This window comes from Halobacillus sp., assembly GCF_049282395.1.
Lineage (GTDB): Bacteria > Bacillota > Bacilli > Bacillales > Halobacillaceae > Halobacillus.
Genome location: NZ_JBAPTY010000029.1, coordinates 23455 through 35444 on the forward strand (window position 1 = coordinate 23455; position 11990 = coordinate 35444).

An 11990-nucleotide genomic window follows, 5' to 3' on the forward strand; every position below is an offset into this window, starting at 1 on the left:
TTCTTTCAGTATATCGTACTTTAGGACCGTTCCAAAGTCTTTAAAATGATCTAAAAAGAGTTACCTTAAATTAGATTAACTCATTGCTCTACATACTTTCAAGAAATATCTATTTTATCCTACAAAAATCGACCTTTCAGAAGGGCTTTTTTCTATATAACATTCATAACATTCCCCACTCTCACCATCTACTTGAAAAGGTAACGGTTCAGATGAAGAGATGTGAACGTTTCGCCCTTCCCACTCATGCACTTCTTTTCGTTGAATGTGCTGTCCTGTAAATACAGTTTTAAAGAACGCTAGTATTCTCCATTTTGACATAGGTTCTATGATGATAATTTGAAAAGTTGGTTTTTCAATACTTGCGTTAGGAGCAATTTTCATTCCTCCTCCGTAGTAAGGATGGTTTGTAATAGTAACCATAGTTGCTTGTTTACATTCGATCTTTCTGCCATCAATTTTTAATTCTATTGATATAGGATTTAATCCAGGTAAAACTTTCAGCAGAGCCAGCGGATAAATAATTGAAGTAATTCGAAAATACTTGGCCCATTTACGAAAAGCGGATTTATTGACTTCTTCCACTATTAGACCGTCCATACCAAATCCAATACTATTCAAAAAAGAGCGTGGTTTTGCTGCCTTACCGTCATTAGATGTGAATGTGCCTGTACGGATTCTATGAAACTTCGGGGCCTGAACCATCTTGCGAAATAACAAGACGCCATCTGTAATCTGTCCTATGCCTCTCGCGAAATCATTCCCAGCTCCAACTGGTATAAAGCCAATAGGAAGATCAGGGTAATGCTGCATTCCATTTATTACCTCATGGAGGGTACCATCCCCTCCGATCACAATAACGTAACTTAAGAAGTCTTGATAAAGAGCACAAAGATCCCCTGCCAATTTTTCGGCATGACCTGGATAAACAGTAAAATGAGCCTGAAAATTCTTTTTCTGATTCTGATACAAAGGATCATTTTGAATGCTCCTAAATAACCTCTCTGCCTGTCCATGACCTGCTTCGGGATTAATAATGATCATAAACATATGACATTTCTCCTATCTCAAAAGATAAATTATTTAAAAACTTGGTAAAATTATATTATAATATCATCAAAGAGGAGGGGTTTTATGTCGAATGACTGTCAATTTTGCGGTACAAATTTCCTGATTCCAGAAAATGGATCTATCGTGCTAAATCAGAATAAATCATTTAAACCCATGCAGCTTTTTGTAAGTCATGAAGATGAGGAAACCATTATTTATAGGTATAAATCAAAAAAAGAACTAAAAACTTCCTTAGAAGTCTTGCTTTCATCAGCAACAAAAGCCACTTCCAAAGACTGGATGCATATTTTAAATTTAGATTCAACCCAATCTTTTCCAATTTCCATTCAGCATCTTTATGAAAGATTAGATAAACCTGAATTAGGAGAGATTATTCAGCATGGTAGGTTCACTTCTCATTTACAGCCAATCGTAGATATGAAAAAAGATGAAATTTATGGATATGAATCTTTGCTCCGCACAGAAGGTGAGAACATAAATCCAGCTGAATTATTTTCCTATGCTAAGCAATCCGGTCTTCAATCCATGCTTGACCAAAAGGCACGCCGAACGGCTGTAAAAGCAAAATCAGATTTTCTACAAAAGGGCCAGAAAATCTTTATAAATTTCCTTCCTTCCACCATCTATGTTCCTGAATTCTGCCTGCAACATACGTTCCAAATAGTGAAAGAGTTTAACATTGATCCTGCCGATTTAGTATTTGAAGTGGTTGAAACCGAAAAAATCACTAATGTAGAGCACCTAAAATCGATCTTAGATACATACAAAACGTCTGGGATGAAAGTTGCGTTAGACGACGTAGGGGCGGGATACAGTACACTCGAGATGTTAAGTTTATTAAAGCCTGACTACTTAAAAATCGACCGTTCCTATATCCAAAATTGTCATGAGGATTTGACCAGTCAAGATTTTCTTTTTCAAGTCATGAGGCGTGCTTCAAACTTAGGTATTAAAGTTCTGGCAGAAGGAATTGAAACAAGAAACGAATGGAACTGGTTACGTGAACTTGGAGTCGACTACGGCCAGGGGTACTTTATAGGTAAGCCTGCGCCTCTTCCTAAAGAAACCATTAATCTTCTTCCTTAGCTTCCTCTTCGGTATCCCATGCCGGCCGTTTGAAGGACGTAGTCTGGCAATGCTTCAAAAGCGCTTCTGCCGTTTTCAGCTGCTTATGTTTCAGCGGGGAGGTTATATTCCGCTTGTTATACATCCACTCTTCGTATCTTTGTTTATCAACAAAATCTGTATCGTATGGCTCCTGGAAGGATTGAAAAGTTATATCAGGAGCTAATACGACCTTACGTAGAGGAAAGTCAATTTCGTATGTTTTCAATACACTTTTGACAAACGTTTCCGTACGTTTTAATGATAGTAGTGGATTAATAACTTTAGAGCTGCCCTCCTTATGTAAAGCATTCCAGCTATGATCAGAAGAAGGCAGGATATTCTCAGTTCCGGGCAGATGCAAATAGTAAATAATTTCTATTCCTAGAGGACCAATAAGTATGACTTCGGATTCCATGGTTGCGTTACGTACTTTCACTACGGGATGATACATAATAAAGTACGTATCTGGAAATCTCTGCAGGAAAAACTTAAGTTTTTCATTTTCCTGATAGGTTCTGTCTAAAAAAGATTTTTCCTGTAGTGTGGTGGAGGCCCATTTCAGTTGAAAGGAAATCAGTTGGTCCAAAAACTTCTGCTTTACCTCCTGAATTGTTTCAGGCGGTGAAGTTTCATTTTCTATATTTATCTCTTTTTCGTGTTTTTCATTTTCTTTGAAACGAAATAAAAGTCTTCTCCACCCTCGCTGGGGCTTTTTTTCAGGTTCAATTTCTTTTTCCTCTTTCTTTTCAAGTCTACCCTGTTCAAACGCTCGCTTCGTCTTACTCCAGTTTTCTTTTTTTAACTCTATAAATTGTCTGGGATACTGAAAGATATCCGTTTCATATCTGGAGATATAATCTTGCAGTTTAATTAATTGACCCACTTTTTCACCTCTACTTATAAGTCGAATTTTTCGATCGATTCATACTTGGGATTCTGGTCAGGATGAATACGAAAAAGATAAAAATGCTCAACTCTCATTGAATACACCTCGTCAAATACGCCGGAATATGCCTCTTTTGATAATGGAGAGTCACCTTCAGCGTTCTTCTTAGCCAGCGTGATATGCGGATGAAATTTTCTGTTTTCCTTTTTGAATCCCAATGTTTCACCTGTACGATCGACTTGATCTTTCATCATTAGTAGTGGAGTTTTGTTTTCAACCTCAGCATGGAACACTCGTGGTTTAACCACCTGGCCGAAATAGCCTGCTGGGCCAACCTTCAAGGAAAAAGATTCCGGCCACTCCTGTTTTTTAAGCTCATTAACATAAGCTTTCATTATTTCATCGGAACATCCTCCTAAAAACTTTATGGTAATATGTAAGTCCTCAGGGTCAGTCCATACTTTATAATCCATTGATTTAGAAAGGATCCGCTGCCACTCTTTCAAGTACTTTTGTATGTGAGAAGAGGCTTTAATTCCAAAAAAATAGTGTGCACTCATCCTATAGGCTCCTTCATTAAATTTGTTATCCATTTCTTAACCACGGTTACTAATAATATCCCGAGTAATGTCATACCGGAGAAGAATCCGTACATTCCTGCTGTACTCCAAATATCAATCATTACGCCCCCTGTAAAGGTAAAAAAGGCATTCCCCAGACCATTGCCCACAGCGGAGTATAAACCAACAGCAGTAGCACGCACCTCTGGAGGGGCCAGTTCTCTAACTAAAATCAAGGCAGCTGGTATATAAAGACCCACGGAGATTCCCTGCACGATCGTTGTAGCGTATACTAGTTCACTTGAAGGCTCAAAAAAATACAAAAACCAGCGACTGCAAGATACGAGAGCGCTTAATAAGATAACATTTAAAACTCCCACACTATCGATGACCTTCTGGGCATATTTCATAAAAGGAGCCTCACTCCCTGCTGCCAGCAAGAAAGCGATGCCCACTCCAGATAGTGTACCTCCTACTGATAAAATAAATGTTCCGAAATAATAGTTATTTGCCAGTACTGGACCAAATATAAAAAAGTTCGAAACCAGGAACAGCATGAACGGCTTTTGTTTCAACAGAACCTTTAATCCAGCTCGGAACGAAACAGATACTTCTTCAGATCGTCTTGGAAATTGAAATAATGCGATTAAGGCTAGAATTAACCCGAATGAAAAGAAATAGAAGATCCAATTAAGAGAACCCGTCAAATCGGTCACACGGCCAAGGATAAATACGGATACCGCAAATCCTATGGCACCCCATAATCGTATATTCCCATATTCTTTCCCATTGGAGTGCACAAAGTTCAAGGATAAACTGTCCGACAACGGTACAATGCCGGATTGAAATACGGCAATAGAAATGATACCAATTAGTAAAAAAGGAAAGAGCTGCATAAATGGATACAATAAACCAAGTATAGCTGCCATTATGGAAGCGATCATTAACAGCCTTTTTGGCCTTCTAGTATAATCACTGATCATCCCCCACACTGGCTGCACAAAAATAGTAACAAGGGGTAAAGCTGCTATAACTAAACCTATTTGCGTGTGGTTCAGCCCTTTCTCCTCTTCTAAGAAAACTGATAATAACGGAAAAAGGGAACCGAAGGAGAAGAATGCAAAGAAATAAAAAAGCTGGATAAAACGATACGTTTTTTCAATTGAAGGCTTTGTCATCAATAAAACCTCTTAGGGATCATCATTTAGCCAGTTCGTAAATAGAGGCGGCATAGATCTCGACAGCTTTCTTCATATCAGCGAGCCTGACATGCTCATCTTTTTGGTGGGCTGTATCTGGACTGTCCGTAAGCATGGCTCCAAATGCCACACCGGCATGAAGGGAGCGAGCGTATGTAGCACCGCCGATCGATACAGGTGTGTCATTTTTTCCTGTTGCCTCATTATAGACCCGCAAAAGAGTTGCCAAAAATGGATGGTTTTTTTCCATGAATAAGGCTTTTAAATGATCGTATACTTCAAGGGTTCCACTATTTTCTTCTGCATAACTTTGAAGTGCGGATATAATTTCGTCCCCCTCAGCTGTAACCGGGTATCTGACATTCATCCCGAGAATTAAGGAGCTCTTTGGTTGGATGCTGAGAGAACCAAGATTACTAGTAAGTGCACCAGAATCTTCATCCGACTGTTTAAGACGCAAACCACTTCCATCAGTCTGATTAAAACCTTCAGTGATTTTTTTAAGAATATACTTCCATTCTGAATGAATAGGTAGGGTTAGCAAGTAGGTGATTAACTCTATAATTGCGTTCACGCCCGCTTCCGGCTTACTGGCGTGAGCAGCTTCTCCATGAAATGTAATCGTATAAGTTTCTTCAATTTTATCAACGGAGACATTAATTTTACGATCTGCCGCGTACTTGTTTAGGTGAGTTTCCAGGTCTTCTTTAGAACGTACCACCGCTCTGGCTTGATCAGGAACCATATTCAAGCGGTCTCCTCCACTTAGACTGACGAACTCTACGGCAGGAATTTCATGCCCGCTGAGAAAAGGAGTGGGAAAAGTGATATAGCTATCCAATAATCCTTTTTCTGCATGTATAACTGGAAAGGAGGCGTCAGGAGAGAATCCGAAAGTAGGCATTTCCTCCTTTTTAAAATAATAATCCATTCCTTCCCAGTCCCTTTCTTCATCTGTCCCCAGAATAAGTCTGACACGTTTGTTGGGTTTAAAACCCTTGTCTTTAAGTATTTTCATTGCAATATAGGCCGCCATGACTGGACCTTTGTCATCCTGAGCTCCTCTTGCAAATAAAAGGCCATCTCTTATAGTCGGCTCAAAAGGGGGTGTTGTCCAGTCATTTCCAGCAGGTACGACGTCCAGATGACCAAGAATCCCCAGTAATTCTTCCCCTTCACCAAATTCGATATGCCCGGCGTGTCCATCGATATTTTTAGTAAGAAAACCATCTTTCTGAGCTATATGAAGCATGGTTTCCAACACATCGTGAATTGGTTTTCCATATGGATATTCTTCACTATCCTCATATACACTAGGAATTTTAAGAATTTGAGACACCTTTGTGACAAACTCCTCTTCGTAAATACCACTCAATTTTTTGAAATCCATTAAGATGCCCCTCCTTTTATAATCTTTGCGTAAACTTCGTCATTGCATATCGCATATAATTCTGCATTTTCTGGTATAGATTCGTCTAATTTACGATTAATAGACAAGTCCTGTCGGTCAGCAATGAGAGTCGCACCTTCCCCCAGTAATTCTTGAAAAGCGTCTCTGTATATCTTCCATTGGCTTCTCATAGGGATGTGGTATAGATCTTCTCCGACAGATCTTTTTAAAAGCTGACCGTAAATTTCGGACACTCCTTTTCTGAAAGCTGAGCGGACGGCAAGAGAGGAGATCGTATCGTTAGAAAGGATAAATTCATCGACATGGATATGCTTAAAGTTCTTAATATGTTTTTCATCCATAATTTCCACAATGGTATGGACTTCCTTAGCAATCGACTCAATGGAGGAAGCAATTAATAATGTCTGTCCATCAGCTACCTGCTCATTACTCAATTTATCATTGGCAAATACAAGGACCGCCTTTGCATGTTTTATATTTGCTTTTTCCAATGTGTCCGTATTAGAAGCTTCCCCTTTTACATAGTGGATGTTTTCTTCAAGAAGTGGGGCTTCCTTCAGTTGATCAATGATAATCACTTCCGCTTTAGGATTCGTATCTATAATTTCCTTTATGGCAAAATGGGCTTTTTGCGACCAGCCTATAATGATGAAATGACCGGAATCCTTATACATGATATCACCCTCCAAACGTTTTTTTCTAAATAAAGCCAAAGCGTCAATAATTTTACTGATCACTACTCCAATAAGCCCGATTCCTATCACGTATAAGCCTATGGCGATTAAACGCCCAGCTACTGTTACCGGATAGTAATCCCCATATCCAACTGTAGTTACAGTGGTCATCACCCACCAGAATCCATCAAAAATAGTAGGGAATGTTTCATTCTCTACCAGCACAATTAATACTGAAGATAATATAACAAGTAATGCACTTGATAAAAAAAGTACGGTGTTGTTTATTTTAACCATTTTAAGAAAGAACTTCCTGAGAATCACCATTAGGTCGCCTCCTTTTTTTAAGAAGTTGTAAATTTAGTGAATTATCTGTAAAATAAGCGTATTTTTGTAGAAACAGCCTTTTTCACTATAGTAGAATGAAACCATCTTCACTGGCACCACAAATTCCAATGATAACGAATAAGGAGTGGTTTTTTGAATCATCCATCTTCCCGCATGCTCAATCGAATTAAGGCTGTTTATCTTTTTATAAGAGACCAGGGAATTGTGACAACGAACGAGCTCGCTGACGAATTCGGAATTACAGATCGAACCATGCAGAGGGACTTAAGCGTTTTGGAATATAACGGACTTGTATCAAGTCCTAATCGTGGGAAGTGGACCGCTACTAAAAAGAAAGTTAAAACTGGATAAATATGTACAAGACCACCCGTTCCTTAGGATCGGGTGGTTTTTTAATGATTATTCAAGATTAGTAATGGAGAATAAATAGTTGAGTTCCTCTTCGCGCAGCTCTCGATATTCCCCCAATTCTAAATTTGGGTCAAGTTCCAGGGATCCCATTTTAATACGTTTTAGATAGACCACTTTTTTATCGACTGCTTCAAACATTCGTTTTACTTGATGGAATTTTCCTTCCGTAATGGTCAATTCAATCTCGGAGCGGTCATCAGATACAAGGATATTGAGCTCAGCGGGTTTGGTTTTGTATCCATCATCAAGTGTAACCCCCTTGGAAAAGTCTTCTGTATCTTTCTCTGTTACTTTTCCTTCAATAATCGCAAAATATGTTTTCCCAACATCTTTTTTTGGAGAAGTAAGCCTATGATTTAACTGTCCATCATTGGTGATCAGCAAAAGTCCTTCCGTATCTTTATCCAGCCGGCCTACTGGAAAAGGACTAAACACGCTATCTTCCGGCTGCAGAATATCAATGACGGTAGTTTCATTGGCGTCTTCAGTAGCGGAGATAAGGTCCCCTGGCTTATTCATCATAATGTAAATAAACTCTCGGTACTCCACTTCTTCTCCCATCACAGTAATTTCGTCTGCTTCTGTATTAATGTGGGTTTTAGGACTCTTCTCCGGCTGTCCATTTACTCGTACGTTCCCACCTTTAAGCAGAGACTTTACCTCTTTACGTGTTCCATAGCCCATGTTGGCTAACAATTTATCGATCCTCATATTAAAATCTCCTTCACCTGCGCTTTAAGAATTTATCTAATACTCTTACTCTTCCACCAAGTACTCGTTCTAATAACGTGGACTTGTATGTTAACCACAAATAAATTATACCGCCTGAGCCTATACTTAACATAAGTACCAGTAAAGCGTCCAACCTGCTTTCAGTGGGGTTAAGAAAGAATCCTGCCAGTCCTTTCACAAGGAAGACAGCTATGGCCATTATGGTTGTTAATATGAGCACAAGTAGTGTACGCTTGTATAATTGTCTGTACGAGAACTCTATCGCTGTAAATATCCGCCAAAAGTTCAAAGTCACGGCAGCCACTACACCGATCCCGGTAGCCAGGATGGCTCCTTTAGGTCCCATTATTGTAATGAGCCATGTATTAAGTAGTAATTTAAGGAAAATGCCGGTTCCCAGACTTATCACAGCAAAGTTCTGACGGTTTATTCCCTGAAGAACAGATGACGTCACCGTATAAAGAGCAAGGAATAAACCAACAGGAGCGTACCACCTTAACAGGCTCCCTTTAAAAAGAAAATCTTCAAGGTTTTCATCTACTCCATAAAACGTGCCGTAGGCTTCGAATGCTACTACAGACAATCCGACTGCGGCAGGTATAATAAGAATGGCAATGATCTGCAGGGCTTGGTTCACCTGGTTATTCAACTGCTTCATATTTTTATTCGTAAAGGATTGAGTAATAGCGGGCAGCAGGGCCAGAGACAAACCAATTCCGAACGTTACAGGGATCATAACCAGTTTATGACTTAAAAAGTTAATGATTGAAAATGAATTTTTATATTCCAATCCAGCCGCCGTAATTGCTCTTTCCAGCGTAAACTGGTCAATCAGCTGATAAAGCGGTGTAGCAATACCTACTAATATAAAAGGACCAGCGTAGGTAAACAGCTCTTGAAACATTTCTTTATTGGATAAACCATACGTGTATTCCTGTGCATCCAGCTGACGATCTAAATATGGCTTTCGTTTTCTCCAGTAAAGATACAATACGATACAAGAAGCAATCCCCCCAATAAAAGCGGCGAACGTTGCGAAGCCAACTGCTCTTGGAATGGGACCTTGCATTACTTGAACTATAAGAAAGACGGAAACAAGTAAGAATACAATTCTTACAATTTGCTCCACCACCTGTGATACAGCCGTAGGTGCCATAGATTCATATCCCTGGAAGAAGCCTCGGGTAATACTCATTGGCGGAATCACTAACAAAGCAAAACTTACCATCTGGATAACCATGGTCGCGTCACCTAGAATGGGTGAATCAGCCCCAACCGTCCAGGAAGCTACTTGCTCAGCAGCGAAAAATAGTATCAAGAATGCTACTATACCGCTAATAGACATAAGAGTCAGACCGGCCTTCAGCATCCTTCTGCCGGTTTCATAGTCTTCAAGGGCGTTATATTTAGAAACAAATTTGGACACGGCTACTGGAATCCCCATACTGGACAAGCTTAAAAGAATGCTATAAGGAACATAAGCGTAAGAGAATAAATCTGTTCCTTCCGTACCTACCATATTTTCAAATGGTACCGTATAAATCATACCCAGGAATTTTGATAAAAAAGTCCCGGCCGTTAATAACATCGTGCCTTTTAAGATTTTCGACATTTTTTACTATTCACCTTCAATTTTATTGTAGAATCGACCTCATCTATTTTATCATAGATAAAGGTGAAACAATGAACGATTGGCCAAAAAGAAAGGAAGAACCTCATGACTTACCAAGTAACCGTAATCGGAGGAGGCCCCTCTGGTTTAATGGCAGCCATTGCTGCTGCTGAACAAGGCGTAAAAACACTTCTAATTGATAAAGGAAATAAATTAGGTACTAAGCTTGCAATCTCTGGTGGAGGCCGCTGCAATGTTACCAATCGTCTTCCAGAAGAAGAAGTGATTAAACATATTCCGGGAAATGGCAAGTTTTTATATAGTCCATTTTCTGTATTTAATAACTATGACATCATAGATTTTTTTGAAGGACTGGGTGTTGCTTTAAAAGAAGAGGACCATGGACGTATGTTCCCTGTAAGTAATAAAGCGAAAGATGTCGTACAGTCTCTATTGGACCGACTGGAGAACCTGAATGTTGAGGTTCGAAAGAAAACACCGGTAGAGAGTATTCGCTATGGCAGCGAAGGACACGAAATTACACTTCAATCGAAAGAAACAATTATGACGAAAGCTGTTATTATTGCAGTTGGTGGGAAAGCAGTGCCTCACACGGGCAGTACTGGAGACGGTTACGCCTGGGCGAAGGAAGCAGGACATGTCATTACGGAGCTTTTTCCTACCGAGGTTCCTTTACTATCGAACGAAGAATTTATAAAAGATAAAAGTCTTCAGGGGTTATCTTTAAGAGACGTAGACGTATCTGTGCTTAACCAGAAAGGGAAGCAGATTGTAACCCATCGCATGGATATGCTTTTTACTCATTTCGGGCTTTCGGGTCCTGCCATCCTGCGATGTTCTCAATATGTGGTTAAAGAATTTATGAAAGGGCATAAGCCGGTTACTATTGAAATAGACTGTATGCCTGATAAAAAAGAACATTCCCTTTATGAAGAACTGCAGCAGGATTTGAAGAATCATCCTAAGAAAACATTTAGAAACCTGGTAAAAGGGACAGTTCCCGAACGATTATTAGATTATTTACTAGATTACACAAATATCGAAGCAGATGAAAAAGCAGCTAATCTTTCTAATCAAAAGTTACAGAAATTCGTATCCCTTATTAAACATTTTCAAGTCAAAACACATGATACCCTTCCTATTGAAAAAGCCTTTGTTACAGGTGGAGGAGTATCAATTAAGGAAATTATACCAAATACTATGCAGTCAAAGCTTATGAACGGGCTTTACTTTTGTGGTGAAATTTTAGATATCCACGGATATACCGGAGGATATAATATTACCTCGGCAATGGTAACCGGGCGAGTAGCGGGGATGCATGCTGCCTGGGAATCCATGGGCTAGGTAAGGAAACAATAGATGCTTTACAGGTGGCGACTCTGTTTCGATCTTCTCTCATTGGTCCACATGTCGTTATCCATAAGAAAAATGAGAAGCATTAAGAGCTTCTCGCTTTTCTTTTTTTATATTCTTTTTCTCTTCCTAGCTCTCTATTTAAGAGAATCTGCATCTCTTCTCTATCTTCTTTCTCCACAACCGGATCTTCCTTAACCCAATCAAGTGAATATACAATATAATAGCTCCGGATTCTTCTAAAATAGATTGTGGTATTGGGGAATTTGTCAAAATAACCACGTACCATTTTTCTTCCAGAATAGCTCCATCTTGTTAATTTAATAGAAATCCCCTCCGAACATACATTCCTATATCATTATAACTATGATGCGATCCAAGAGCAATCCCTTCCCCTATTAGAGTGGGCAGCTTTGATAATCTATTGTCTATTTAGGATTAGTTAAGAAGAAGGAAGAGTATAATTTATATGTGTATGAGACAACCTGTCGTCATATTTTACCGTAAAAAAAAAGCCTTGAAAACATCCAAGACTTTTTCTATTGATGTGGCGGCGTCCTACTCTCACGGGGATCGACCCGACTACCATCGGCGCTGAAGAGCTT

The 11990-nt window shown here is 39.3% G+C and carries 11 protein-coding genes; 3 read left to right on the forward strand and 8 right to left on the reverse strand.

The window, feature by feature from the left end; translation table 11 throughout:
* Positions 1 to 114 precede the first annotated feature (114 nt).
* On the reverse strand, positions 115 to 1050 hold the full coding sequence (locus tag WAM07_RS01430; protein ID WP_422164152.1) for a diacylglycerol/lipid kinase family protein: 936 nt from the start codon (positions 1048 to 1050) through the stop codon (positions 115 to 117).
* Between the two features lie 84 nt (positions 1051 to 1134).
* Here WAM07_RS01430 and WAM07_RS01435 point away from each other — a divergent pair, with 84 nt between their 5' ends.
* Positions 1135 to 2157, forward strand: coding sequence for an EAL domain-containing protein (locus WAM07_RS01435; protein ID WP_422164153.1), 1023 nt, complete (start codon positions 1135 to 1137; stop codon positions 2155 to 2157).
* Here WAM07_RS01435 and WAM07_RS01440 read toward each other — a convergent pair.
* The 5 genes from WAM07_RS01440 to WAM07_RS01460 are packed head-to-tail and all read right to left on the reverse strand — an operon-like array spanning position 2141 to position 7235.
* On the reverse strand, positions 2141 to 3061 hold the full coding sequence (locus WAM07_RS01440; protein WP_422164155.1) for an NERD domain-containing protein: 921 nt from the start codon (positions 3059 to 3061) through the stop codon (positions 2141 to 2143). The genes WAM07_RS01435 and WAM07_RS01440 overlap by 17 nt on opposite strands.
* A 14-nt stretch (positions 3062 to 3075) precedes the next feature.
* The gene (gene thpR, locus WAM07_RS01445) at positions 3076 to 3624 is read right to left on the reverse strand and encodes an RNA 2',3'-cyclic phosphodiesterase (RefSeq protein ID WP_422164157.1); all 549 of its coding nucleotides are present in this window, start codon (positions 3622 to 3624) and stop codon (positions 3076 to 3078) included.
* A complete protein-coding gene (locus WAM07_RS01450; protein ID WP_422164159.1) occupies positions 3621 to 4802 on the reverse strand; it encodes an MFS transporter in 1182 nt (393 codons plus the stop codon). Before WAM07_RS01450 ends, thpR begins: the two co-directional genes overlap by 4 nt.
* Positions 4803 to 4824: 22 nt before the next feature.
* Positions 4825 to 6213, reverse strand: a complete 1389-nt coding sequence (gene pepV / locus WAM07_RS01455; RefSeq protein WP_422164161.1) for a dipeptidase PepV — start codon at positions 6211 to 6213, stop codon at positions 4825 to 4827.
* Positions 6213 to 7235, reverse strand: coding sequence for a potassium channel family protein (locus WAM07_RS01460; RefSeq protein WP_422164163.1), 1023 nt, complete (start codon positions 7233 to 7235; stop codon positions 6213 to 6215). The genes pepV and WAM07_RS01460 overlap by 1 nt, the downstream gene beginning before the upstream one ends.
* Before the next feature lie 174 nt (positions 7236 to 7409).
* Here WAM07_RS01460 and WAM07_RS01465 point away from each other — a divergent pair, with 174 nt between their 5' ends.
* Positions 7410 to 7607, forward strand: a complete 198-nt coding sequence (locus tag WAM07_RS01465) for a DeoR family transcriptional regulator (protein ID WP_422164171.1) — start codon at positions 7410 to 7412, stop codon at positions 7605 to 7607.
* A gap of 48 nt (positions 7608 to 7655) precedes the next feature.
* On the opposite strand, the gene WAM07_RS01470 is transcribed toward WAM07_RS01465, so the two are convergent.
* Positions 7656 to 8378, reverse strand: a complete 723-nt coding sequence (locus WAM07_RS01470; RefSeq protein ID WP_422164165.1) for a pseudouridine synthase — start codon at positions 8376 to 8378, stop codon at positions 7656 to 7658.
* 13 nt (positions 8379 to 8391) lie between these two features.
* A complete protein-coding gene (locus WAM07_RS01475) occupies positions 8392 to 10011 on the reverse strand; it encodes a putative polysaccharide biosynthesis protein (RefSeq protein WP_422164167.1) in 1620 nt (539 codons plus the stop codon).
* A 105-nt stretch (positions 10012 to 10116) separates the two neighbouring features.
* On the opposite strand from WAM07_RS01475, the gene WAM07_RS01480 reads away from it, so the two are divergent.
* Positions 10117 to 11376, forward strand: coding sequence for an NAD(P)/FAD-dependent oxidoreductase (locus WAM07_RS01480; RefSeq protein WP_422164168.1), 1260 nt, complete (start codon positions 10117 to 10119; stop codon positions 11374 to 11376).
* The last annotated feature ends 614 nt before the right edge of the window (positions 11377 to 11990 follow it).